Consider the following 24,567-nt stretch of genomic DNA (forward strand, 5'->3'; position numbering starts at 1 on the left):
ATTTCCAGACATTTTTTCGTCTAATTATTTTTGTGTCTTATCTGAAGCTCCACGAAAATCAGCTCTTTTTAAAAATCTTTGCAGCTCTTCCTTATAACCAAACTGCTCATTGATTTCAGCCAGCAGCATCCGATTTCGTGTCTGAGTATGCCCTGTTGTCAATAATGTTTGATACAATTCTGAGTACGGCAATTGTGATTGTCTTGCCCTTGTTATTTCTTTTGCTACATCATAGGGTACTTTTTTAAAATCCACTTGAGCAAGCCCCTCGTCATCAATTTCCAAGATAGCATAATAGGCTCTTAAGTCTTGACGGAGTTTGTCTCGAAATGAAAACGGCTGTCCCACGGCTCCCGGATTGATAATCATCTGTCCAGCACTGCCATACCTCAACATCTGGTGATGGATATGTCCGTAAACCGCAATATCGATTTCTTCTGAAGGAAATAACTCGTCAAAGTTCTCCTGCCCTTTTACGGTCGATAAAAATCCTCCATAGTTTTTAGTAGGCAAGTTATGGGAGATACCAAAGTTTAAATGATTGACCTTGCGGCTGGCATACAGCGGCAACTCCTTAATCCTATCCAACTCCTTGACAGAAATATTTTCCCATAAATACTTAGACAATTTCCCGATATAAATATCTGTAGGATCCTCCCAATCTATTTCCCCTGCCAAACTCTGCAAAAAGCAGTCTTCCCAATTCCCTTTGACAAAAACCGGAAGATTCAATTTATCAATCTGCTGGAACAACTCAGCAGCTCCCGGACCAGGCATTACCAAATCCCCCAGCAACCAATATTCCGTGACTTTTTCTCGTTTTGAATCTTCAATCACCGCTTCTAAAGCTGTTACATTGCCATGAATATCACTTAATAATCCTATCTTATGTCTCATCTTCGACCTCTCACTCTCACAGTGTTTTCAAACATTTATTCAAATCATTGGTCACTTACAATACATGCAATTTTTTTAAAAGACTTTTCTTTATTTTATCGAGAGAGGCCTCTTTTTTCAACCACCCTCACAAAAACCTGCTAGCTTTTGTTTTTCAAAATTTCGACTATCTTCACATTTGATGAACATCACGCCCTTATTTTCTTTCTATTCAAATTTATTAGCTCTCGGATGCTCCTCACAAGATTCACTAATCCCTCTTTTTATAAACGGTTAAATAAGGTATAATCACTTTATAGCTTTACATCATCGCCACTAAAGAATTCTAATCCGTTCATTGAGTGCTGGTTGTTTTTACAAATTCATCGAGGCTGTCCCCTTGATGTCCTTTGTGGAACTTCTTTGATGTAAAGCTATTGTTGTCAAAAAAACTGACTTTTCCCATCGACTTACTCTCTGAGAGATTCTTCCAACTAAACACTCGGTTACTCACTTTTAATTTGCCCTGTCGCAATCTATCATGAAAAATTGATTAAATCACGTAGAAATCGCCACTCATTCACGTTATAATGGAAAGGATTGTGAACGCTTTCTGACGTTTTAGTTATCAGTTATAGATAGTATCAGCTGCCGTTCATCGGCTAACAATCACCTTGGGGGAAACTACACATCTATTATGCAGTGCCAGTAGCTATTTTGGCACTCATAAAAAATTATTATTAAGGAGTCAAATCTAATGGGGAATAAATTTGAACAACGTCAACGACGCATTCTTGAAATTCTCACCTTGTTAAATGAAGGTGGCACTTTTGAGGAAGCCAAGCGATTATTTAGTGAAGAATTCGATGGTGTGGATGTAAGCGACATTGCTGCTGCTGAAAAAAGTTTGATTCAACAAGGATTGCACCCTAGCGAAATTCAAAAATTATGTAATATACACGCTGCTGTTTTCAACGGTTCTGTCAGTGACATACATGTATCCAATTACGAGCATGAGCAGCTGGGTCATCCGGTGAATGTTTTCAAGCTGGAAAATCAAGTCTTAGAATCGCTATTAACAGATGAAATCGATGGTCTTCTTGAAAAAATAAACACAGGGGACTACTCGCGAAAAGATAGCTTAGAAGCCGCGATAGCCGACTTAGCTCAGATAAAAAAACATTATGTCAGAAAAGAAATGTTACTCATGCCTGTCTTAGAAAAATATGGTGTGGCGGCTCCTTTCAAAACAATGGTGCCGGCAGACAAAGCAGTTCTTGATGACATTTTAAAACTCATCAGCTCTCTAGAAGCTGAAAAAATCAATAATCAAGAGTTACTGGAAAAATGGCAGTTTTTAAAAGAAAAAATATTTGCCATAACTCACAAAGAAGAAAAAGTACTGATCCCTGTTGCGTTAGAAATTTTTAATTTAGAAGACTGGAAAATAATAGCTGAAGAAAGTTATACTACTGGCTATGCTTATATTCCCGCCCCGCCACAGTGGAAGCCGGGCAAACGAGCAGTAGAAATCGAGAATGAAAATGAACCCTTGCGTCTCATTGCCCTTCAGAAAGTATTAGATAGTTTGGATGAGATTGCTGACAAAATGGTCTCTTAGCTGAATATGCTGACTTCCTTCTTACCAGTAATCACTGCTTTTGAAATAAATCAAAAAAGACATTGCCTTTGTATCGACCCCAAAATCAGATGTTCCACCTGACTTTTGGAGTCGTTACATTTTGACAATGTCTTTTTATTTAGCATTAGTCTCTTACAATCTTTTTTTAGCGGAAGCAGTTCTCTTTTCTGATTTACTATTTCCCCACAGAAATGGTTTCAGGTAATGTACTGCCGCCATCAATGACCACAGATGTTCCAGTGATATAAGCCGCTTCATCACTTAATAAGAATGCAGCCAAATCACCAACTTCTTCAATCCTTCCCATACGACCTAGCGGTACACCGTCAACAATCCCCTGAGTAGTCAAGTTAGGATCTTCAGGTGTTGATTCCCTTGCGATTTGCTCTGCCATCGGCGTCTCAATGTACCCCGGTAAAATAGCATTAACCGTGATGCCGTATTCCGCCACTTCTCTAGCTAACCCTTTGGTAAAACCAAGAACAGCAGCTTTGGTCGTTGCATAAGCACACTCTCCCGGATCAGCAACCATTGTGCCGGTCACACTGGACATATTGCAAATACGTCCTCTTCTTTTTTCAATCATCAAAGGCAAAACTGCTTTAGTCACATTCCAAACACCGTTGATGTTAACGTTAAATTGAAAATCACGCTCTTCATCTGTTGTGTCCAGCAGCGACCCCAGACGGATAACGCCAGCATTATTCATTAAAACATCAATGGTACCATAGTAATCGACGATTTCTTTTACCCCTTTTTGCACGCTTGCTGTATCACTCACATCCATTTCAACACCAAAAACATCATACTGTGCTGCCTTAAGTTTTTCAATCGTCCTAGTCAACTCTGGAGAAATATCAGCAATAGCCACCTTAGCACCATGTTTTGCCAGTACTTTAGCAATACCTAAACCATTCCCCATTGCCCCGCCAGTGACTAATGCTACTTTCCCATTTAGTTTTTTCATGATAAGCTCCTTATCAGTCATCATAATTTCCTACTTTGTACATGATCATGTCCTCATAACCTACGACAATTCTGTAGTACCCTTTCAGATAATCATCCACTTCAGGACTTCCCGTATCCACAATCAACGGGACATTAAAATTAATATTCAATTTATCCTGCGTTGAGATAATGATAATGTTTTCTTTCCCTACTCTTTTGATTACTTCTGCGCTTATTTGCTGATTCCCCCGGCCAAAAATATAATTTTGCCCCCCAATGACCGTTACAATAATTTTAGCGTGAGGATGGCGTTCTAAGGATGACAAAACATCTTTTTCATTGGCATCATTTTTTATTACTTTTTTATTGTAAATCAAATCTACTCCCAGCAAAGTGTTATCGTAACCCAACTCTTCTGCAATTCCTCTTGTGGTCGTCCCGGGACCGACAATATACAAAACATCTTCTAGCATCGTTGTGATGATATAGTGCGTGATTCTTTCCAGCGTCAGTTTCTCCCCTGCCACCCCTCCTGATTTCATGTTTTGTACATAATGTTTGGCATAAGGCACTTTTAGGTACCCGTACAGTTTAGCAGTCACGATTCCCCGGCGAAAAGCATCTTCATCAATATCCATGACTTCTGCTTCCTGAGTTTCAAAAGTATCGTTCTGAATCATTAAGGCAATCAGTTTTCCTGCGCTTCGCGGATTTAAAGCATAAACGCCTGAATGGATTTTCACCCCTGCCGGTATCCCCAAAACCAAAGTGTTATTTCCCACTGCTGTATAAATATCCCGTGCGGTACCATCACCGCCCGCAAATAAAATAATATCCACTGCCTGTTCTCTCATGTCGGCAGCAGCAAGTTTTGTGTCCTCCGCGGTGGTTTTTTCTTTTGCAGCATCTCCTAAGACCTTTACTTTGAAACCTAATTTATTACAAATAGTTTCCCCCATATCCCCTGGATAAGTAAACAATTCGATCTCATCCTGGAACGGGATAAGTTCTTTCAAAGCCGTCTCTGCTCTAATATTTGCTTTTTTGACTGCTCCTAAAGCAATTGCTTTTTTTTGTATCTCCTCTCCATCACTGCCTTTTAACCCAACAGAGCCGCCGATACCGGCGACCGGGTTGATAATTAAGCCGATTTTCTGAATCATCTGGTTTTACCCCCTATCAAAGATACTGCAGCAGGAGAGATGACGTATAATTCATCTCTCCGCCTAGCATTAATTACTTAAATGTTTTCTTTGATACGCCCGCCAAGTAAGCGCCCATTTATCGGGGTCATCCAATTCTTCCGGCTTGTTCCTCCGGTGAGAAGACGAGGCATGAGGCGCTGTTTTCAATAATTCAGGGTCACTGTAAGCTTCATCTACTACTTTTCGTAAAACATCTACATACTCATTCAAGTCATCTAAAGAATATGTCTCACAAGGCTCTAAAGTCATCGGTTCTGGAATTACCCAAGGATGGTGAGAAGTCCAATAAGACGGCAGTCCGAAGTCGACAATTCTCGCATTCACATCGTCTGTTCCAACGTCGGTGTCTTCTTTCAATTTTTCAAAACTATAACGAACTTGTTCCTGTCTGGTGATCCCATTATCTTGAAATGCACTAGTGATACCCTTGATTTGTAAAATCTGCTTTTCCAGATAGTTGTTATTGATTACTGAAACATCTGCAGCTTGACGCATATAATCATGCCCCATACTCATCACCCAAGCGTAAGCCTTTAATACCACCCCTGAAACGCCGGCATAATCGCGGACATGACCAATTGTTTTTGGAATGTCATAATTAAGAAAATATTTTTCATTATCAAAATCAACGACAGGCACTGGCATATACGGGTACATTCTATCGAGACAACAGAAAGCTCCTGTCCCTGGACCAGAACAGCCGTGAGGAGTTCCAAAAGTCTTGTGAACATTAAAGTGACACATATCAAATCCGGCTTCTCTTGCTCTTGCTACGCCAAGAAATGCATTAGCATTCGCTTGATCGTAGAAACACAGCCCACCTACATCATGAATAATTTTGACCACTTCGTCCACTCTTGGATTATAAATACCAATGTCTTCTGGATTAGTCATAAAAATAGCTGCTGTGCGTTCTGAAGCTGCTGCTCTGATAGCTTCAATATCCGGGATACCATTTTCATCTGGGTAAATCGTGATAATTTTAAATCCGGCAGTGGCAGGCGTAGCCGCATCGGACGGATGGGAAAAGATCGTGGTGATAATCTCATCACGTGTATCCAATGCTCCTCTGTCAGACCAATATTGCCTGATCATGGATGCTGCAGTGTACACAGCATGGTTTCCCCCGCCCGGCTGCAATGAACAATGATCCAAACCTGAGACTTCCTTCATGAAATTTTGGAATTTATAGTAAATTTCCAACATCCCTTGAACTGTATCCTCATCCTGCATCGGATGCAGGTCTGTAAACAACGGATTACTGGCAAACTCCTCGTTGATTCTCGGATTATACTTCATGGTACAAGTTCCCTCACTGATGTCGTTCCCGATATTAGATCCCATCGTTTCCTGTGACAATCTAAGCCAGTGAGATAGTACCGTCTTTTGAGAAACTTCTGGCAGTTCGGGCGCCTCTTCCCGTCTCATCGTTTTTAAATTATCCAATACTTTCCCAGTTGTTGCTTGAATTTCAGCTTCAACTCTAGGCGGAATAAGACCTCTTACCCCTTTGTTAGACAATTCATGAATGATGGGTTCTTCCCATCTCGCTTGTTGAAATTTATTACGTGCTTTTCCTTTAGGCATATTTTTCAAGTCTCCTCTCTTGATTGACATCTAGCACACTTTTCTCAGTGCCGTAACTAAGCGGTCAATATCTTCTTTCGTCATCTTTTCAGTGATAGCGTAAATGGCGGCCTCACCCATCTCTGGGAACTGACGAGAACAAGACAAATCAATGCCGCCAAAAATCCCCATGGTTTTCAGCGCTTTATGGATGGTCTCCACAGTTTTCCCTGTTTCATTGAAATCAATGACAAACTCTTTAAAGAAGTTATCCTTGTAAAGCACCTTCACATTAGGAATAGCATCAATTTGTTCCACAGCGTAGGCTACCCGCTGCATGATGCCTTCGCCCAGTTCACGCATTCCCTCAGGTCCCATCAAAGCTAAATACACACCGGCGATGATGCCAAACAACGACGTCGTTGTCCCAATGAAATCTTTCCCTTTCTCACGACTGGCATAAGACGTCCGCTCATAAAACACATGACCAAAACCATACTCTCCTTCTTGCAGAGTGGAAGTGACACCAAAAAGCAGGGTCGGATATTCTGCCACATATTTTTCCTCATCTCTGGAAGCAATATACCCCGACAAACCTCCACCATACTGCATATGAATGCCTAAAGGCTGTAAATCTCCCACACAAATATCCACACCGTAGTCGCTAGGTGCTTTCATGACTCCCAAAGAAGAGGGATCCACACCAGCAATAACTTCCGCTCCAACCGCATGGGCCATTTCTGCTATTTTTTCTCCTTGATGCTCGACCGGTCCAAAATAGGTCGGGTTTTCAAAATAAACAGAAGAAGTTTTGTCTGATAACTTACGTTTTAAGTCATCTAAATCCATCAACCCTGTAGTCTTATCAAATGCTATCTTTATGAGACTGATTTCAGGTTTTAAGTAGTTGTTTATTACTGAAAAACGGGACGGACTCATACTCCCTGCTACCAGCACTTCTTTTCTCCCGTTGATTCGCGATGCCATTCGTGCCGCTATCCCAATAGCATTGGCCCAGTCATAGGTCGGTGTACTTACCGCCTCCATTTTTAGCAAATCGCCTATCATTGAAGATGATTCAAATAACGCTTGATACTTCCCATGATCGGAATAAGCATCCCCCACATAGGCTGATAAAAATTCGTCTCTTTGCCCGATCGTATCACACACCGCTGGCACATAATGATCCCACGTGCCGCCGCCAAGAAAGCTTAAATTGTCCGAAGTTGTCTGATTCTTTTTCAAAATGCCTTCCACATGCCGTTTCAACTCATATTCAGATAATTTGGGCTCCGGGATATTCATTCGACCTTGAAAACGCAAATGTTTAGGTATTTCTTTAAAAATGTCCTCTGAGCTGGAAATGTTCAATTCCTTAAGCATTTGCTCCATCAGTTCAGGAGCTCCATTCGGTATATATGGATGTACAAATTTTTTGCTCATGCAAAAATCCTCCTTTGTTTTTCTATAGCAACAACAATGACAATACTGCCCTCCTTTCAACTAAGATAACATCAAAAAAGTGCAAACAAACAGAGACATCCCATAAAGGTATGGTTCTGCTTATTTGCACTGCATCGCACAAATTATTCGCCTATCGTCGGCTTTTTAGCTTTTTATTCATAAATTATTTCATTTTCTAGATAATAATTACTGCCTCAGTCCCTTTTGAATTAGAACTAACCTCCAACAATCCGTTCAAATTGTCCTCAACTAGCCGTCGGGTTAATTCCAGACCAGAAAGGCTTTCGTCATCTGGCTGATAACTAAATCCATTGCCGTTGTCGTATACTGTGATATAAGTGTACTGCTTTTTAACTACTTGAATAACAACAGTGTTTCCGCAACCAGAAGTTTCGCCCTTTTCTTCGAAAGCATATTTTAGGGAATTGGTCACTAATTCATTGACAGCCATTCCAATGATTGAAACCTTCTCTGACTGCATCATCACAGATTCCCCTTCTATCTGCAATTCTACATTATGAATTAAATCATACTGTAGTTTTTTAAACAAATGACGAAGAAAAGCTGTGATATCCACTTCTTCAAAATTGTTAGCTGATAAAAAATCATAGGTAGACGCCATCGATAAAATCTGATTGACAGCCTCCATAAAAATTTCTTTTGCTGTTGTATCATTTATCTTTCTTGACTGTATGTTAAGATAGCTTGCAACAATTTGCATATTATTTTTTATTCTATGATTGACTTCTTTAAGAGCCACCGTCTTTTCTATTAATTCTTTTTCTTTTGTTTTAAGCTCTGTTTTATCGATAATAAACATAATCAATGACCCGCTAAAATAGAAATAGCGCAATAATAAAACTCGGTCGGATATTTCAATTTCTTCCACTACCAGCGGGTTTTTCTGATCCAAAGGTTTCTTTTTCAGGGATAGTTTCTCCAATGCTGAAAACGAATAATTGCCTAAACTGATATTAATAAAAGTTAATGACGTTAATTTTTCTTTATAACCTAGGGCTTCATATAATTTCTGAGCGGCTTTATTTACGTAGTTAATTTTTTGGTCTTCATCAAAAATAATTACTGCATCATTCAAATATTGCCCTAAATTTTGTTCGGCTTTCATAAAATCTTCAACAAAAGATTTAGGCAACGCTTCCCTAGGTTCCACTGTATTTTCTCTCGTTGGCGTTTCAATCACGATAGCTCCGATACTTTGATGTTGATTGTTGATGATTGGAACTGCATTTTGTTGGACCCACACGCCTTCCTGAGTCATTGCTCTCAACCCTTTGGAGGCAAGTCCCAACTCAATCGTCCTAAGTGTTCCCGGTTCTTTTTTGCGATGTGCCAGTTCACCAACAATTTCTTTATGATAAATGGAAGGGGCGGCTGCCGGTTTAGCGTGGGCCACCACGACTGCCGTGTCTACTTCTCTAGTTAGACAATCCACGCAAACATCTGCATTAGTCAAATCCGCAATGTGCTGGATAGTAGAAGCAACATCGATAATCTCCTGAATATCTCTCTCAGAAAGTCTCGTATGGGTCTGACAAATGGAAAATATCGCTTTTTCATTTACTTCGCTCATGTTACTTTCACCTGATCGTTGCTAATAATCAGCTGAGCGACCTCTGACATGGGGAAATTTCTTTCCTTACTGACATTTTTAATTTCCTGATAAGCCTCATCTTCGGAACATTGTTTTTGTTTCATTAGAATACCCTTTGCTCTATCAATAACGATACGATTATCCAATCGTCGTTGCGTTTTTTCCAACGCACACTGAGCTGAATGATAATTTTTAAAATTACGATGCATCATTTCAATGGTGGGTATGATATTTGAACTATTAATCGGCTTCATAATGTAGCCGGAAAAACCGATTTTTCTAGCCTCTATCATTAAGTCTTCATTACAGTACGCCGTCAACAAGATAATACTAACCGATGCATCCAACTCCAAAATAATCCTGCTAGCATCCAAACCATTCATCACTGGCATTTTGACATCCATCAAAATAACCTCGGGACGAAATTGCTTAAATAATTTGATTGCTGAAAAACCATCTTGGGCTTCTCCCACCACTTGGAAGCAACTTCCTTTAAAAGCACTTTTCAAATCCATCCTAATTAAAGTTTCGTCATCTGCAATCAATAATTTAATCATGAATTCTCACCTTTTCTGATTACTTTTCAGCATCCAAAAAAATCAGAAGTGACACACCATCTCATTTTCATACTAGCACTAATTTTATAAAATGTAAAACGTTTCCATTGTTTTTAACGTAGGCTTTTTGCTATGAAGTGTAAAAAAGTCTAACTCTTAACATGTAGACTTTCACAAGTTTTATTAATATTTCTAATATTAAACCAAACGAACTAGTCATCTCTTTTCACATACAAGCTCCGATTATTTTAACTAGACTTGGATATTATAAAATCTTTATCCTAATATTATAAATCATTGGTAGATTAACATCATATGCTCCTAATATAAGTAAGTACCCCTTGTTCATACAGTAAAAATATTTATGATCACCAATAAAATTGTAGTATCAATCCAAGTGTTTTCTGCACATTTTTACAGATGTTTTCTTTTAAACCCCATCTATCAAATTATCTTCTTGAAAAATCATTTTTTTAGTTTTATAATCATTATTATATGCGGGTGTAGTTTAGTGGTAAAACTGCAGCTTCCCAAGCTGTCGTCGCGAGTTCGATTCTCGTCACCCGCTTTATATCTTACTACTTCTTAGTTAACAGTTAGCTTTTTCTCATCTACAGCTGAAATCAGACATCAAAAAATAAACCTTGCAAATCTACGAATAGGCATCTACAAAAAATATAACTCTTTATTTCAAGATTATTTTCAGATTTCTGAACGATTTTTATTGAGAGAAAATTTCTATCTAAACCATAACGTCAACGAGGGACAGCTTGCAGGCTGTCCCTCGTTTTTATTTTTTAGATGAGCTTATAGTGAACATAGATGGCTCTAAATGAGATAAAGTCCATATAGTTGTGTAAAAGTGTAAAGCGAAAAACAAGCATCCCATCTGCTTGTTTTCATTCCCCTTCTTAGAAAGTGATCTATTTCTACTAATACCGGAAAACATATAAAAAGATTAAACTATACGCCTTCTTTTGCTGCTAATCTTTGGTAGATTTCCTTTGCTTCAATTAAGTGGGCAGGTTCGGTCGTCGGACTCCCATCCGCATGGCAATTAACCAAAAGATACCATCGTCCCTGAATTTCAGCCATACTTGCCAGGCATAACCCCGCCTTATTAGTATAGCCTGTTTTCCCCCCAAGGATATTCCCCCCATCAAACCCTAAATGTTCTCCCGACTTTATCAGAGTGCTTTCTAAAAGTACACCTTCCGGACAAAATATAGTTGGCTGGGAGATTTTTTGCTGAGTCATAAAAATTTCCTTGAACAACGGAGATTGCAGCGCAAATGTCAACAAAGTCATGAGATCCTGTGCAGTGGAGTAATTTCCCTTGTTATCATATCCTACTACATTGGAAAAATGTGTTTTCGTAAGTCCCAACTCTTTAGCTTTATTATTCATCAACATCACAAAATCATCCTGACTGCCAGACACATAATATGCCAACGCCTCCGCCGCATCTGCTCCAGATGGCAGCATCATCCCATATAATAAATCATTGACAGTGACTGCATCATTGGCAGAAAATCCTGAGACAGCCATCCCTTCCATTGCCAATCTATTTAAATTTTCTTCAGAAAGTATCACCGTATCGTTAAAATTTGCCGTGGATTCAATGACGCATAGAGCTGTCATGAGTTTAGTCAAAGAAGCGATTTGAATTTTCTTATCAGATTTTTTTTCCGCAAGAACTTCTCCCGTCTCAAAATCTGTCAGGATGATAGCATCACTCGTCATACCCGACAATGATACTTCATTTTTAGAACGCCCGTGAAAAGCAAGCAGCAAGCCTGTCACTCCAAGTAACGTGATAAGGGCAACGACTAATTTTTTCATAAAAACAACCTCCTCTTCTTAACTACTAGTTAACCAAGAAAGAGCAGGCAATGTTTGAAATTAATCTTATATTACTCTTAAGTTTCCTTAAGAATTGGCAGTTCAATAGTAAATGTTGTCAGACCCTCTTTACTTTCCGCAGTAATGGTCCCTTGATGAGCATGGACGATTTCTTTGGCAATAGCCAAACCTAGGCCGCCGCCGCCGCTTTTAGTGCTGCGGGATTTATCCAAACGGTAAAATTTTTCAAAAATCATGCCCAGCTCTTTTTCAGGAATCGTATTTCCTTCGTTGCTCACTTTTATAATCAATCGATTCTCAGCAGATTGTTTGGCTTCTATCATAATTTCACTGCCGACGTGTCCATAATAGACAGCATTTTTCAAAAGATTATTAATCACTCGGGCAATTTTTTCGGGATCGGCCGTCAGCACAAGATTTTCTGCAACATCTAAAGTGACTCGCTGCTGTTTTTCTTGAAGCATGGGATAAAATTCCTCTGTCATCTGGTCCAGTAAAAGCTGAACAGGAATGTCCCTAACGTGAAGTTCCATGCTGTCTAAGTCAAACCGCACCACATCAAACAATTCATTGATGAGTTCTTCCAACCGGTCTCCTTTTTCTAACGCAATCGCCAAATATTTTTCTCGTTTCTCCAACGGCAAATCTTGAATGTCACACAGAAGATTTAAATAACCAATCATCGACGCTAAGGGTGTTTTTAAATCATGAGCCAAGTACGTAATCATATCTTTCGTCCGCTGAGTTTCCTTACGATATAATTCTTCTGCGAGTTGATGATTGTTTCTGACTTCCACCAGAGGATAGCCTAACTCAGGATATTCCTCCAGCAACTCCCTGTCGTCTTTTTTCATAAATTCAGGTATAGCTTTGCCAAGCTCCCCTAATTCTTTTTTCAGTGTGTTGCGGGTGACCAAAAAAGTGATGCCGCTGATAAGCAATAACAATACTATTACCACGATAATAAAAAACATTTTAAAACGAGGCCAATCTACTATGCTCACACCGATACCCGCAGTTTCATCATAGAAATAACTTACAAGCATTTCATCTATCAACTTACCCAGCGCCTTGCCGATAAATGTTTGATTGACAAGCATCATCAACAATACAAAAGTTCCTGTAATCAAAAACAGAGTAGTTAGCATCTTCTTATAAAGTTTATTAGTCAATTTTATACCCCACTCCCCAAACCGTCTGAATATAGGCTCGCTGTTCTGATGTGTCCCCTAACTTTTCCCTTAAATGACGGATATGTACCATCACAGTATTGCTGGAAGTCTCAAAGTATTTTTCCTGCCAAACTTCTTGAAACAGTGTTTCCGTTGTAACAACCTGCCCGCGATTTTCTAAAAGTAATACTAAGATATCATATTCCTTCGGCGTTAAGTTCACTGGCTGCCCATTGAGTATCACCGTGCGCTTTACGATATCCACTTCTAACCCTTTCACGGTCAGCAATTTCGGCTCTGCTTGAAGATTGTAAGCATGGACTCTGCGCAACTGTGCTTTTACTCTTGCTACTAACTCCAGCGGTTTGAACGGCTTCGTCACATAATCATCTGCTCCTAATGTTAACCCTGTGATTTTGTCTAATTCTTCCCCTTTGGCCGTCAACATAATGATTGGATAAGTAAAACCTTTTTCACGAATATACTGACATAGTTCAAAACCGCTAATATCCGGCAGCATAACATCTAAAATTGCTAAAGAAATGCCTTCCTGATCGATTTTCTCAAGCGCATCTTTTCCAGTATGGCACACTTGCACGGGATAATTTTCATTCTTCAAATAGACTGACACCAATTTAGAAATACTTTCTTCATCTTCCACCAGTAAAATTGTCATTTACGTCCCCCCATCCCTTTCAATAATAAACGTCAGCAGCAAATATATGAAGCAACCTTGTTCCATACCAAGCCCATATAAAAAACAGTATGCCGCCCTCTTGATGGAAACATTATCGAGTGCTCACGTTAGACGTGCTAACTCTATATGATGAACTGCTTTTTTCTTTTATCTGACAAAATTATAGCCATATCTTGAACATTATTCAAACTTTCCAAGTATTTTTAAGCAAGGGATAACAGTTTAATTAGTTTAAACCACGAAGGGACATGACTGATATAACGTTACTAAACTGCGATTAAAAAATGATAAATAGCGTCTTTGTTAACTCATGACTTTTAAGGTTTTTAAACGGCCAATTCTTTTCCGCTACTCATGCTTTCTTTAAAGATATGATTACTTCCGTGTGATTCGGTCGAGAATACAGCGTGATTTTCCCCTCATGTAGAAAGATAATCTCACGACAAAGCCGGAACCCTTTACCTGACCCGTGATGTTCGTCTGGTGACAACTCTTTCCCACTGTTCAGTTTCTTTAAAACTACCGGTGAAATATGCGGACCGTCATTTTCAATCATAATTTCAGACCCCTGAATCTTTACCTTTATCTCAGAACTAGCACGGGAAGCATTGTCCAGCAAATTAACTATCAATCGATCAATAAGTATTTTATTACCGTAAAAAGCTTCTTCCTTGGAACTTTCCAGTTGAAGCTGCGGATATTCCCCTTTCAAACGATTGACTCTTTCCGAAAATAATAGCCGTTGTTTTTTTATCTCTCCCTCTTTTAAATCCCCCATGATTAATAATTGGGAAATAAGTGCCATTAATTGTTCAGTTTCTTTATAAATTGATTGGCTCATTTCGATTTTTTCCTGCTCTGTTGTCTTAGTTCGGAATAACAACTCTGAATACCCTGCAATCAATGTCAACGGGGTTCGTAATTCATGGGAAAGGTTTTGGATGGGGCGATAAATTTTCTTCATTTGCCAGTATAAAAAAATGCTAATGACAGCTGACAATAAACACCCAAAAACAATACTCAATAACACTTGTTTGTTTTGCTGTTCATATAAAAATGTGATGTCTTGCAAACAGGACACTTTAATATCATCTCCGTAATTGATTCTTTGGGACAAAAAATAGGCGTTTTGTTTTTTTTGAATTACCGGCCCTTGGTTACTCTGTTTGGACAAACGTTTATCTTCAGGCAAATTGTCAAAAATAATTTGATTTTCTTTGTTGATGAGATAATAAAACCCCTGCTGATGATTCATTTTTTTTATATATTCTTTCAGCGTGTCAGGCGTATCGTTAGCTAACAAAAAATCGACTTGTGAAACACTATTTTGTTGATTATGATAAAAATAAGAATACTGTTTCCTCAACATTTGGTGGAAAAAGAAACTATTGAAAAATAAAAGACCGCCAAAAATCAATAACTGGGAAACCACAGAGGCTAATAAAAAGTTTTTCTTCCATAGCTGCATTTCTACACTTCCAATCGATACCCTAATTTATAGACTGTTTTTAACGAATGTAACTCTAATTTTTTACGCAAACGCTGGATGTGAACATCGACCGTCCGCTCATCCCCTGCATAATCAAACCCCCAGGCCAAGTCTATTAATTGCTCACGTGTCAGCGCAAGGTTTTTATGTCGTATCAACACTGCCAACAACTCGAATTCTTGATAGGTTAAAGTCACTGAAGAATCAGCAAGCCACACTTTCCGTTTTCCTAAATCGACTCTCAATTCATCTCGAACAAAAAGACTTTCTTCCTGATTAAATCTGCGCAAAACAACTTGGACACGGGCGATTAATTCTGGTAATGCAAAAGGCTTTACGATATAATCCTCTGCCCCTAAATTCAGTCCTTTCACCCGATCGTCTAATCCGTCTCGAGCCGTTAAATAAATGATAGGCGTATGTTTAAAACTTCTAAACAAAGAAAAGCCATCACTGTCAGGCAGATTAATATCTAGTAGAATCAAATCAATGTCTTCTTTTTCATAAATACGAAGAGCTTCCATGCCATAATAGGCTTGGAAGCAATGAAACCCGGCTATTTTCAACCCTGATATAACCAATTGATTGATTGCCCGGTCATCTTCAACAATTAAAATATTACTCATAAAAAACCTCATTCTTCTCCATGTGTTGAAAGACCAACCAGAGCATTTTCAATATCTTCAATTGCTTTATCGGTAAGATCTTTGATTTGTCCCTCAGGATCAACATTATATTTCTGACATATTTCGATGATTGGCGTCTCTGAATCGATTTCATTCGATAATGCCGCAGTATCTGCCGCTAAAGATTCTAAAGAATACGCATATTCTCCCGCTTGATTCAGTATTACTTCTCCGCCTTTTTTTTCTTCATTTTTGGCTAAAATCGGACTTTCTAACCAAATAGCATAAAAGTCTTTCGGCTGTGCATCTTCCGTCTTTTTTTCTTGAGGAATCCCTGCTTCAATCCCACCAGTGACATCATTTTTTGCAAAAGCTCTCTCAGACAGATAACGAGTGCCAAAAATACCACCTAAAAATAATACTACACTCCCAAAACTAATTATTGCTAATGCGACCGCCATAGATTTTTTCATTTTAACCCATCCTTTCTTCTACTCACTATGATAAAGAAGAAATATTGCCAACTTGTTAACAGGAAGATCTTTTAGTCGTTTTCCTGTTAGTTCACAACAAACCATATACATCAAGTACTCAAGTTGAAGTCACAACGTCATACACATAAACTATCTGGCTTGTCTGATGGTCTTAGAGATACAACCATTACTTTCCATCCCTACATGTCAAAGTCCTTGCTAAAAGTATAGCAGATAGACCTAGTGACAAACAGAACATTTAAAGTCTTCAGTTGACGTTCACGCTATTTGAAAATAATAATCCAGCAAATAACATCGGGCTTCCTCCATAAAAGAAACCCGCCTTCCCAAGTATTTATCTTGGGAAGACAGGTTTACTAAATTTATGTCATTTCACTAAACGCAAGTGCAAAACACACGCTGCTTTATCTTAAAATTTCTACTCTTTCTACTCTACATTCACATGACTGTCTAGTGCGTCCTGATTAGATGTCTGGTCCCGTTGTGCCAATTTTAAAGTCAAAGCATCCAAAGTGATGTGGACAGTTTGGTCAAATAAAGAGGAAAGTAATTGCATCGATTTTATACCTGCGCCAGTCTTAGTTGCACCGGGCACCTTTATGACATGGTCCGCGAGCTTGGCTAAAGGCGAGGACAGGTCACTTGTTAAAACAACCACAGCCAGCCCTAACTTTTTCGCCTTTTCAGTGTCATCGACTATCCCTTTAGTCGTCCCGGATCCTGAAATAGCTATCCAAGTGTCTCCTTCTTTTATGGATGGCGTGATGGTTTCTCCCATAACAAAATCTGTATAGCCGATATGCATCAGACGCATGGCGAATCCTTTAGCTTGAAAACCGCTCCGCCCGGCACCGGTAACAAAAATTCTTTTGTCTTTTTGGAAATATTTCAATGCTTCATCCAGTTCATCTTCATTCACCAAGGCCATGACTTCATTGATTTCATCCATCATTAGGTTTATTGTGTTCATGATTTAATTGCCTCCATAAAGTTTTCTATTGATTTTACTGGGTCAGCAGATTGGGTAATACTTGAACCAACAATAACAATGTCCACTAAATTTTTTGCCGCTAATTTTTTTGCCTGATCCAGATTAATTCCGCCTGCAATCGCAAGATGTTTGATTTCCGGAAAATCTTCTCTAAACTTTGATACACTATCAGTTGCATCCCACGCGTCTTTACGGTCAATGGAGTGATGCAAACAAAAAATCGCTTTGTCAAATTGCTTTAATTGTTCGATTTTTTCATTTGTGACCTCAAGCAAATCAATCATGATTTCCTTGTTTTTTTCTTGACTGACCTGATAGCATGCGGCGATAGTATCAACGGAGGCCGCCCCCATAACTGTGAGCAAATCTCCTCCATAACGGTAACCTTGCCTAAATTCATATTCCCCTTCATCCATCGTCTTAATATCCACTAACAACTCACTCTGTGTTAACGTCTGACTAAGTTTTTCTATTGCCAAATTTCCATAATCTTTGACTAAAGAGGTGCCCATTTCAACAATGTCAGTTTTGCCATTAAATTTTTCTGCCAAGATTATTGCGTCTTCTAAAGAAACCCGGTCGATCGCTACCTGTAATTTCATATTATGCCTGATTCTCCTTTAAAAATACCTCCAGCTCTTGCGGTGTTGGGTAACCATCATTGTCCCCCGGTGTCTGTACTGCTAACGCACCTGTAGCATTCGCACGAACTACGGCTTCCTCCAAAGTTTTATTTTCCATCAGCGCACTGATAAGACCAGCAGCAAAACCATCTCCTGCTCCAACAGTATCCACGACTTTTTCTACTGTAAAACCTTCAGCAGTAAAGGTCTTGCCATTTCTTTCTTTCACAAAAGCACCCTTTTCACCTAATTTTACGATGACTATCTGAGTTTTATCGCCATTAGCCAAATAAAAATCTGCAATAGCTTCAGGGTCGCGACTGCCCATTAGAATCTCACCCTCATTGATTCCTGGCAAGACAATGTCAGCGTGAGAGGCTAACTCGTTAATAGTTTCAACCATCACCTCTGTGCTTTCCCATAGTTGTGGTCTTAAATTAGGATCGAAAGTGGTGCGGATATTATTTTTTTCCAACAACGTAATAAAATAGCGGAAACTTTCCAATGCATTTTTAGAAATTGCAGGAAATATCCCAGACAAGTGAGCAAATTTCACATCAGAAAAATCAATCTCGTCTAATATTGCTGCATCAAAGTGTGCTGCGGCTGAACCTTTTCTAAAATAATAAATATTCGGGTCGCCAGTGCTCACTCGTTCCTTTAACTGAAAAGCCGTCCAGTAGTCCCCTGTTTGTGTAATATAATCTGTCCCGATATTATTTTCATTCAATTGGTCAATGATAAATTCGCCAAAAGGGTCCTCCCCTAATGCGGTAATGTATTGTGTACTATGACCATACCGGGAAACTCCCACTGCCACATTGACTTCAGCACCTGCAAGAAACTTCTGAAAATATTTAGCATCCTTCAAACTCTTGTCCACTTCTTCTGAACCAAACAAAGCAATCGGTTCTCCAATTGTTAAAAATTCACTCATGATTAATTCCTCCAATTAGTTTATAGTAATAATTTTATAATAAAAAGTATGCGGCAAAAAGATTAATGACTGTGGCTGCCCAAGCCCAAGGTAAGCCAGTGACTAAAAATGTTTTGGTATCCAACTCTGCATATTGAACAGCCCATAAGTTCCATGACTGTGTGATACAAGCAGAAACACCCATCATCGAAGGTACCACTAAAAGACCGTATAAAAAGTATTGATCAAACATGCCTGTCCCAATCAAGATAGCAGCCACAGCAGCTCCGGCACCGTAAAGCATCAATGGCCCTCTGAAATAAGAAAGCGGAGCAACTATTGCGATGATGATAACAAGTACTAATTTACTGCTCGGCAAGATTGCTTGAAATACTGACGTAAAACCTGACATAGCATGAATCGCAGCCGCTTGAAACATCGTTAAAACAAACAGCATGATTAAAAGTCCGGCAATATCACTAATGGCATGCTTTGCTGTCTCATTCATCATTGTTACAAATTTTAAATAACTTTTCATGTTTCCAGTAGCTAAAAAAGCAATAATAATTGAAAGCAGTAACGCAGGAACAGCGTCCCATTTGGCAAAAATACTAAGCAACACTGGCAACACAGGCAACACATAAGTAAACGTAGAAACATCACTAACTTCTGCCGATGAACTACCTTCAACAATTACCGGTGTCCCGTTCTTGATTTTTTTAGAGTTGAAGAGAATAAAAAGAATAACGATTGCCATTTGCACACCCATCGCCACAAAACCAAAACGTTGATAGCGACTTCCCCACTCTACTTCCGGGAAAAAAACTTGAAATTGCACAAACAACACATTATTGACATACATCGCGGCACCTATGGACATCGTAAAAATAGTCACTGCGATATTTTTTGGCACACCGATGGAAAACATAATCGGGAACAATATGACTCCCACAGCAATGGCTGAACCGACACCATAAGAACTAGTAAAAATCAAAGCGATAACAAGAGCAATCAGTATCGTAGCGAGTATGGGACTCTTTTTCCCAACCTTTTCAGTCCTCCGACTAATACTCCCAGCAATTCCAGTGTCAACAAGCACTCTACCAAACCACGACCCAAAAATAATATAAGCAGCTGTTTTTCCATAATTCAATACAGGTTCAGTGAAAATATCTTTGATTGCCTGATTGAAGGGAACTCTGCCGATGACGGTCCAAAGCACTGCCATGACGAAGAAACCAACAGTTAAGTTACCGCCTTTCATCGCATAACCGATAAAAATAACGAATGTAGCAATTAATAAAATTCCTGTCAATGCATTTGCCACAGTTTTCCCTCCTTTTTAATATTGATTTAACTCACTTAAAATTTTTTGATACGTTGAGACATCGTGATGTTGTTGTTCTTCAAAAAAAGAATTTTCCAAATTATTGAATCTTTGCGCAATATAGTATGCGGTCAAGTACGCTGCCAGTGATTCCTTGGCTGCTTTTTCCATCTCTTCTACAGCATCTCCTGAATGTTTGATTGTTTCCATAAAACGATAAGCAAAAGCTTCTGGATCAATTTTCGTTTGTTTATCAGCCATTTTTTTCGATCTCCTTTTCTAAAAGTTCTTTCGCATCTAATATCTCCTCATCTGACACGGTCGGATACTCGATGGCAATTGGAACGTCACGGGGTAATATGTCAAGTACTTTCTGCCATTGGATTTCCCCTTTTCCTAAGCCTGCAGCAGTTGGTTTCCCCTGAATAGTTTTTACATCTTTCACATGAATATAAGTAACATACTTATTTAATAATTCTGCTGCACGATGCTCATCCTCACCAACAAATCGCCAGTTTCCCAAATCATAAACATAGCCGATACTGATTTTGTTTTCTTTCACTTTTCCCATAAACACGTCTATCGGTTCAATTCTTCCAGAAGTTTGTGTCTGATCATTTTCAACACTGATGGCGATTCCTTCTTGCGTCAAACCCTTTAGTTCATTGATATCTCCTGAAAAATGAGCGAAGTCTCCAATGTTCCACTTGATGTGTTTTACACCTAATTGATCAGCTTCTATCAGATAGTCCTTCAATTTCGGATTAATTTTTCCATCGACAAATACTTCATCGGGAACACTGTAAAATAAATCTAAACTGAATTCATCAACCAATTTTTTAATCATCGGTATTTCTTTTGTCATGTCTTCAAAATATTCTCGTCTAATTTCAAATGCTTTGAACCCTAATGTCATCCCGTGAAGAATCATGTCTGCTTGTAATGTGCCTTCTCTTCGTTTGTCATCAAAAACTAAGAGATTCAATACTAAATTATTTGCCATTTAATGCGTCCTCCTTTTTGTTGGTTAACCGGTTTCTATAATTACATGGTAAACCGGTTTCCGAAAAATGTCAAGCGCTTTCTTTTAAAAGACATTTTTTCAACAAAAATAACCATCACAAAATTAAAAGAATGTCGCTAATACCTTAAGAGAAGAAGAATACTCTCAAAATTTTCTTTTAGTACAATAATAAATGAATGACGTCGTTACAGATACGAGGGCTATGGTGAAGAAACTAACCTCCCACACCCTAGTTATCAGCCAGCAAGTAACGTTCGAAAAATGAATAACACCGTTTCTTTTTTTAATTGCACCCAAGGAATATATATAACGATAGAAAATTTAAGTGAAAAATAAAAAGTATTCACGTAGGCTGATTACGTTGAATACTTTTTTGTTTAATAAACTACCTATTATAAAGACTTGCGCAACTGAATGATTGCAGGGATGGTTTTCGTTTCCACTGGGTATGCCCCGGCTTTTAAACATTCCAGCATTGTGTTTGCAGCTTCTTCACCGATAACTTTTGTTTGTTGTTCGATACTGGTGATTCCCGGACCTACCAAAGCGGATAAGTTCCAGTCATCATAGCCTGTGATTCCAATATCTTCGGGGATAGGTACCTGTTCATTCACTAAAATCGTCAATAGCTCCATCAATACTCTCCCATTAGAGGCAAACAAAGCTGTTTTTAAAGGGGATGCTATTAGTTCAGAAATTCTTTCTGACAAATTAGTTTCTGCTGTCGCCTCTATTAAAGTGAGTTTACGCTTCGCAGCTATGACGACCTCTTTCACCGCTTCATACCGCAATTCTCTAGTAATCACATCTTTTAGCGGTTCGCTGACGACGACGACCTGCTCATAGTTTTTACTAAGTATCTCTTCTGCAATTTTTTTTGTGGCTGTGACGTTATCAGTTGTGACCAAAGGAAAAATCGAAGGTTCCACATCTCTATCTACCAAAACCAGAGGGATATTAGCTTTCTTTAAATGATCGTAATGATGGGCATCTCTGGACAGGGCTTGTAAAATTACCCCCTCCACACTTTGATCAATCAATCTATCAAGCAGTTCACGTTCTTGCTCAATTGAATTGGCCGCATCCATAATAATCATCTGATAGCCGGCTTTACCTAAAACTTCGCCGATACCTTTTAATAACAGCGAAGAATACATATTAGAAATATCCGCCACCACAATACCTATCAGGTAACTTCTTTTCGATTTTAATGCTTGTGCCTGTTTGCTAGGGCGATAATTCATCTCAGCAATGACTTCTTTGATACGCTCTTTTGTTTCTTTCGACATATTTCCGAATCGCCCATTCAAATATCTTGAGACTGTTGTTTTTGAAACGCCGGCTTGTTCAGCCACATCTGAAATTGTGACATTTTTTTTCATAGGATTCCCTCTTTGACTTTATCTTCTTATCCTCTTCATTATCCTTAATTTTGGCGATATTGGCAACTTATACTGTATAGAAACCACTTAATGCCCATGTGAATAATCTTTCGTCAGCCAATCGCAGCTTTTCGATTTATCATCATTTTTTATTCTGGAACAAATAAGGTCAAAAAGTCCTTCTTCCAGTCCAAATCCAAGGGCAAGGCTAAACTGGCGTCCCCGTCGATTCGGGAATATATTTTATCTTCTTCATTACTTGCGATTAATTTTATGTGCTTAGAATCAAAATATGTCACACTTTTCACTTTTTTTAAGTGTCCGGTAAATGCGTAGCGTAAGAACGATGTCAATTTTTTAAAGCCCATGTCATGAAGGATGCTGACATGAAACCCGTTCGTATCTTCTGGCAAGTACTTGATCCCCCCGACTGAATCTGTAGTCGTAATCAAGGCAATCCAAGTTTTCATGGTTTCCTTTTTATGGTCAGATTCCAATATGACGGCATGGGATTTATTTCTGCCGATTTTTTTGAACGCTGCTAGAGGGTAAACAATGAGGCCAAATTTTTTCTTCTCTTGTTGACGTACATCATTAGAAATATCTGCCAGCACTCCAATCGTAAAGGAACTGACAATCGCCTTCTGATTATTGCAGGCACCGATGCCGACTTTTTTCGTTTGTCCCTTCAGGATTGTTTCCACTGCTTTATCCACATCTAGCGAAATTTTCCAGCGTCGGGCAAAATTATTTATAGTCCCTCCCGGAATGATACCTAAAGGAATACTTTTTCCTGCCTGAATAAACGCGGTAGCGACGACATTTAAAGTACCGTCTCCGCCGATAGCTATGATACCGTCGTAATGAGGAATTTGCATGTTCAACGCATTCAGTGCCTTTTCCACTGTGGGTCGAGTCAAGATGTCTGTAAGATGTCCATGTTCTGACATTATCTCTTGAACCCGTTCAGCTATTTTATTATTTTCGCTATTTCCAGCGCTGCTATTAAAATAAATGATAAATTTTTTAATTGGACTCACCGCCTTCTTCTGTTCCATCTTATTATATCAAATAATCTTATATGACTAAAAAAAGTAATTTTCGCTCTAGTCAAAACAGATGTGTCACTATTATTTGCTTTGAGAGTATTTATTTCAGCCTTTTTGCCGATTTTTTCTGATTCTAAACTCAGTCGCTCCTGTTTAGACTTATTGGCTAAGTATAGAGAGTATTCCCTCTGAAAAAAATGACACCGCCTACTTCATGAATCGAATAATAATCATAACCTGGCCTGCCTTCCGGATGCTGCTGCTGAACTAAAACCAAACCGTCCGGCGTTTCAGCATACCAGTCTCCCGTTCCGCTGGCTCCATGAGTAAAATAAGCAGAGTTGACTGCCATCCCGCCAATAATCGCCCGTTCAGAGGCCCATGTCAAAAATTCTTCAGTCATTCCAGATTTTTCATCCAGCGTATATTGTCTGGCGACAAACCCACTTATCCTTTTAGAAGTATCCGGCCTCTTTTGCGAATCTGACATCTCGTTGTTGATTGAACTTTTAGAGGTGCTGGCTGTTGTCTCAGAAGATTCAACAACTGAACTTTCACTCCTACAGTCAGAACTTTGCTTTCCAGTGTTCAGGTTGTTTTTATCCTTAGGGGCTCGAGTAAAAAACAAAAAAGCGACAATCGTGAAAACAACTAACGAAACGGCTAAGATAAGGATTTTTTCTAGTCTTTTCAACATAGTAAGTCGTCTTTCTCATCTTTATCTCTCCTCCTTATCATCATTATAACAAAAAAGAGGCTAATCAAGAAGTCAGCTTCCTAATCAACATCTTTTGATATTATCTTTATCAGCCCAATTTTACAAAGTGCCTGAAACACAAAAAAAGAGAATGCGTATCACGTCTTCGAAACGTCCTAAGACGCCGACATGACACCATTCTCGTGGGTTTGGCACCCAATGGGCTGTGGGGGGATCGAACCCACGACCCACGGATTAAGAGTCCGTTGCTCTACCAACTGAGCTAACAGCCCGAAAAAAACAAGTACTCTTAGATTTTATACCTATCGAAGCAAATAGTCAAACCC

General features: G+C 39.0%; 23 protein-coding genes and 2 tRNA genes. 2 read left to right on the forward strand and 23 right to left on the reverse strand.

Annotated features, from left to right (window positions below; genetic code table 11):
* Positions 1 to 24: 24 nt before the first annotated feature.
* Positions 25 to 897, reverse strand: coding sequence for a metallophosphoesterase family protein (locus CBF29_RS02510; protein ID WP_126806950.1), 873 nt, complete (start codon positions 895 to 897; stop codon positions 25 to 27).
* A gap of 736 nt (positions 898 to 1,633) precedes the next feature.
* Between CBF29_RS02510 and CBF29_RS02515 the strand changes: the two genes are divergently transcribed.
* Positions 1,634 to 2,497: a DUF438 domain-containing protein gene (locus tag CBF29_RS02515; RefSeq protein ID WP_126806952.1), complete on the forward strand. Its 864-nt coding sequence runs from the start codon at positions 1,634 to 1,636 to the stop codon at positions 2,495 to 2,497.
* Between the two features lie 196 nt (positions 2,498 to 2,693).
* On the opposite strand, the gene ucpA is transcribed toward CBF29_RS02515, so the two are convergent.
* From ucpA to CBF29_RS02545, 6 genes are all read right to left on the reverse strand, one after another.
* The gene (gene ucpA / locus CBF29_RS02520) at positions 2,694 to 3,485 is read right to left on the reverse strand and encodes an SDR family oxidoreductase UcpA (RefSeq protein WP_126806954.1); all 792 of its coding nucleotides are present in this window, start codon (positions 3,483 to 3,485) and stop codon (positions 2,694 to 2,696) included.
* 13 nt (positions 3,486 to 3,498) lie between these two features.
* The gene (locus CBF29_RS02525; RefSeq protein WP_126806956.1) at positions 3,499 to 4,629 is read right to left on the reverse strand and encodes an ATP-NAD kinase family protein; all 1,131 of its coding nucleotides are present in this window, start codon (positions 4,627 to 4,629) and stop codon (positions 3,499 to 3,501) included.
* Positions 4,630 to 4,698: 69 nt separating this feature from the next.
* Complete coding sequence (gene gcvPB / locus CBF29_RS02530; protein WP_126806958.1) at positions 4,699 to 6,258, reverse strand: aminomethyl-transferring glycine dehydrogenase subunit GcvPB; 1,560 nt, start codon at positions 6,256 to 6,258, stop codon at positions 4,699 to 4,701.
* A 30-nt stretch (positions 6,259 to 6,288) separates the two neighbouring features.
* Entirely contained in the window at positions 6,289 to 7,680 is a 1,392-nt protein-coding gene (gene gcvPA, locus CBF29_RS02535; protein WP_126806960.1) for an aminomethyl-transferring glycine dehydrogenase subunit GcvPA, read from the reverse strand.
* A 196-nt stretch (positions 7,681 to 7,876) separates the two neighbouring features.
* Positions 7,877 to 9,292: a sensor histidine kinase gene (locus CBF29_RS02540; RefSeq protein WP_126806962.1), complete on the reverse strand. Its 1,416-nt coding sequence runs from the start codon at positions 9,290 to 9,292 to the stop codon at positions 7,877 to 7,879.
* A complete protein-coding gene (locus CBF29_RS02545) occupies positions 9,289 to 9,870 on the reverse strand; it encodes an ANTAR domain-containing response regulator (RefSeq protein WP_126806964.1) in 582 nt (193 codons plus the stop codon). The genes CBF29_RS02540 and CBF29_RS02545 overlap by 4 nt, the downstream gene beginning before the upstream one ends.
* Before the next feature lie 497 nt (positions 9,871 to 10,367).
* On the opposite strand from CBF29_RS02545, the gene CBF29_RS02550 reads away from it, so the two are divergent.
* Positions 10,368 to 10,438 (forward strand) — tRNA-Gly (locus CBF29_RS02550).
* Between the two features lie 395 nt (positions 10,439 to 10,833).
* Here the strand turns inward: CBF29_RS02550 and CBF29_RS02555 are convergent.
* From CBF29_RS02555 to CBF29_RS02630, 16 genes are all read right to left on the reverse strand, one after another.
* Complete coding sequence (locus CBF29_RS02555; RefSeq protein WP_126806966.1) at positions 10,834 to 11,712, reverse strand: D-alanyl-D-alanine carboxypeptidase family protein; 879 nt, start codon at positions 11,710 to 11,712, stop codon at positions 10,834 to 10,836.
* A 77-nt stretch (positions 11,713 to 11,789) separates the two neighbouring features.
* Complete coding sequence (locus CBF29_RS02560; protein WP_126806968.1) at positions 11,790 to 12,905, reverse strand: sensor histidine kinase; 1,116 nt, start codon at positions 12,903 to 12,905, stop codon at positions 11,790 to 11,792.
* Positions 12,898 to 13,581, reverse strand: a complete 684-nt coding sequence (locus CBF29_RS02565) for a response regulator transcription factor (RefSeq protein ID WP_126806970.1) — start codon at positions 13,579 to 13,581, stop codon at positions 12,898 to 12,900. Before CBF29_RS02565 ends, CBF29_RS02560 begins: the two co-directional genes overlap by 8 nt.
* A gap of 373 nt (positions 13,582 to 13,954) precedes the next feature.
* Entirely contained in the window at positions 13,955 to 15,070 is a 1,116-nt protein-coding gene (locus CBF29_RS02570) for a sensor histidine kinase (RefSeq protein WP_126806972.1), read from the reverse strand.
* Positions 15,071 to 15,072: 2 nt separating this feature from the next.
* Positions 15,073 to 15,717: a response regulator transcription factor gene (locus CBF29_RS02575; RefSeq protein ID WP_126806974.1), complete on the reverse strand. Its 645-nt coding sequence runs from the start codon at positions 15,715 to 15,717 to the stop codon at positions 15,073 to 15,075.
* 8 nt (positions 15,718 to 15,725) lie between these two features.
* Entirely contained in the window at positions 15,726 to 16,190 is a 465-nt protein-coding gene (locus tag CBF29_RS02580) for a hypothetical protein (protein ID WP_126806976.1), read from the reverse strand.
* A 448-nt stretch (positions 16,191 to 16,638) separates the two neighbouring features.
* Positions 16,639 to 17,181 carry a 6-phospho-3-hexuloisomerase gene (gene hxlB, locus CBF29_RS02585; RefSeq protein WP_126806978.1) on the reverse strand — a complete coding sequence of 181 codons (543 nt, stop codon included), beginning with the start codon at positions 17,179 to 17,181 and terminating at the stop codon, positions 16,639 to 16,641.
* The gene (locus CBF29_RS02590; protein WP_126806980.1) at positions 17,178 to 17,804 is read right to left on the reverse strand and encodes an orotidine 5'-phosphate decarboxylase / HUMPS family protein; all 627 of its coding nucleotides are present in this window, start codon (positions 17,802 to 17,804) and stop codon (positions 17,178 to 17,180) included. The genes hxlB and CBF29_RS02590 overlap by 4 nt, the downstream gene beginning before the upstream one ends.
* A 1-nt stretch (position 17,805) precedes the next feature.
* Entirely contained in the window at positions 17,806 to 18,762 is a 957-nt protein-coding gene (locus CBF29_RS02595; protein ID WP_126806983.1) for a sugar kinase, read from the reverse strand.
* Positions 18,763 to 18,796: 34 nt separating this feature from the next.
* Positions 18,797 to 20,068, reverse strand: coding sequence for a gluconate:proton symporter (locus CBF29_RS02600; RefSeq protein ID WP_126806985.1), 1,272 nt, complete (start codon positions 20,066 to 20,068; stop codon positions 18,797 to 18,799).
* 15 nt (positions 20,069 to 20,083) lie between these two features.
* Positions 20,084 to 20,329, reverse strand: a complete 246-nt coding sequence (locus CBF29_RS02605) for a hypothetical protein (protein ID WP_126806987.1) — start codon at positions 20,327 to 20,329, stop codon at positions 20,084 to 20,086.
* The gene (locus CBF29_RS02610; protein WP_126806989.1) at positions 20,322 to 21,071 is read right to left on the reverse strand and encodes a sugar phosphate isomerase/epimerase family protein; all 750 of its coding nucleotides are present in this window, start codon (positions 21,069 to 21,071) and stop codon (positions 20,322 to 20,324) included. Before CBF29_RS02610 ends, CBF29_RS02605 begins: the two co-directional genes overlap by 8 nt.
* A gap of 413 nt (positions 21,072 to 21,484) precedes the next feature.
* On the reverse strand, positions 21,485 to 22,474 hold the full coding sequence (locus CBF29_RS02615; protein WP_126806991.1) for a LacI family DNA-binding transcriptional regulator: 990 nt from the start codon (positions 22,472 to 22,474) through the stop codon (positions 21,485 to 21,487).
* A gap of 149 nt (positions 22,475 to 22,623) precedes the next feature.
* Positions 22,624 to 23,514 carry a diacylglycerol/lipid kinase family protein gene (locus CBF29_RS02620; protein ID WP_245987230.1) on the reverse strand — a complete coding sequence of 297 codons (891 nt, stop codon included), beginning with the start codon at positions 23,512 to 23,514 and terminating at the stop codon, positions 22,624 to 22,626.
* 175 nt (positions 23,515 to 23,689) lie between these two features.
* Entirely contained in the window at positions 23,690 to 24,220 is a 531-nt protein-coding gene (locus CBF29_RS02625; protein ID WP_126806995.1) for a hypothetical protein, read from the reverse strand.
* 220 nt (positions 24,221 to 24,440) lie between these two features.
* A tRNA-Lys gene (locus CBF29_RS02630) sits at positions 24,441 to 24,513 on the reverse strand.
* Between the last annotated feature and the right edge of the window lie 54 nt (positions 24,514 to 24,567).

The organism is Vagococcus elongatus (assembly GCF_003987645.1).
Classification (GTDB): Bacteria; Bacillota; Bacilli; order Lactobacillales; family Vagococcaceae; genus Vagococcus_A; species Vagococcus_A elongatus.

Excerpts from the sequence above, each read along its gene's own strand:
- CBF29_RS02605 (WP_126806987.1), bottom strand. The coding sequence starts at position 20,329 with ATGGCTGATAAACAAACGAAAATTGATCCAGAAGCTTTTGCTTATCGT.
- CBF29_RS02510 (WP_126806950.1), bottom strand. The coding sequence starts at position 897 with ATGAGACATAAGATAGGATTATTAAGTGATATTCATGGCAATGTAACA.
- CBF29_RS02575 (WP_126806974.1), bottom strand. The coding sequence starts at position 15,717 with ATGAGTAATATTTTAATTGTTGAAGATGACCGGGCAATCAATCAATTG.
- hxlB (WP_126806978.1), bottom strand. The coding sequence starts at position 17,181 with ATGAACACAATAAACCTAATGATGGATGAAATCAATGAAGTCATGGCC.
- gcvPB (WP_126806958.1), bottom strand. The coding sequence starts at position 6,258 with ATGCCTAAAGGAAAAGCACGTAATAAATTTCAACAAGCGAGATGGGAA.
- CBF29_RS02595 (WP_126806983.1), bottom strand. The coding sequence starts at position 18,762 with ATGAGTGAATTTTTAACAATTGGAGAACCGATTGCTTTGTTTGGTTCA.
- CBF29_RS02515 (WP_126806952.1), top strand. The coding sequence starts at position 1,634 with ATGGGGAATAAATTTGAACAACGTCAACGACGCATTCTTGAAATTCTC.
- gcvPA (WP_126806960.1), bottom strand. The coding sequence starts at position 7,680 with ATGAGCAAAAAATTTGTACATCCATATATACCGAATGGAGCTCCTGAA.
- ucpA (WP_126806954.1), bottom strand. The coding sequence starts at position 3,485 with ATGAAAAAACTAAATGGGAAAGTAGCATTAGTCACTGGCGGGGCAATG.
- CBF29_RS02590 (WP_126806980.1), bottom strand. The coding sequence starts at position 17,804 with ATGAAATTACAGGTAGCGATCGACCGGGTTTCTTTAGAAGACGCAATA.
- CBF29_RS02540 (WP_126806962.1), bottom strand. The coding sequence starts at position 9,292 with ATGAGCGAAGTAAATGAAAAAGCGATATTTTCCATTTGTCAGACCCAT.
- CBF29_RS02565 (WP_126806970.1), bottom strand. The coding sequence starts at position 13,581 with ATGACAATTTTACTGGTGGAAGATGAAGAAAGTATTTCTAAATTGGTG.
- CBF29_RS02580 (WP_126806976.1), bottom strand. The coding sequence starts at position 16,190 with ATGAAAAAATCTATGGCGGTCGCATTAGCAATAATTAGTTTTGGGAGT.
- CBF29_RS02610 (WP_126806989.1), bottom strand. The coding sequence starts at position 21,071 with ATGGCAAATAATTTAGTATTGAATCTCTTAGTTTTTGATGACAAACGA.
- CBF29_RS02545 (WP_126806964.1), bottom strand. The coding sequence starts at position 9,870 with ATGATTAAATTATTGATTGCAGATGACGAAACTTTAATTAGGATGGAT.
- CBF29_RS02570 (WP_126806972.1), bottom strand. The coding sequence starts at position 15,070 with ATGCAGCTATGGAAGAAAAACTTTTTATTAGCCTCTGTGGTTTCCCAG.
- CBF29_RS02525 (WP_126806956.1), bottom strand. The coding sequence starts at position 4,629 with ATGATTCAGAAAATCGGCTTAATTATCAACCCGGTCGCCGGTATCGGC.
- CBF29_RS02625 (WP_126806995.1), bottom strand. The coding sequence starts at position 24,220 with ATGTTGAAAAGACTAGAAAAAATCCTTATCTTAGCCGTTTCGTTAGTT.
- CBF29_RS02615 (WP_126806991.1), bottom strand. The coding sequence starts at position 22,474 with ATGAAAAAAAATGTCACAATTTCAGATGTGGCTGAACAAGCCGGCGTT.
- CBF29_RS02555 (WP_126806966.1), bottom strand. The coding sequence starts at position 11,712 with ATGAAAAAATTAGTCGTTGCCCTTATCACGTTACTTGGAGTGACAGGC.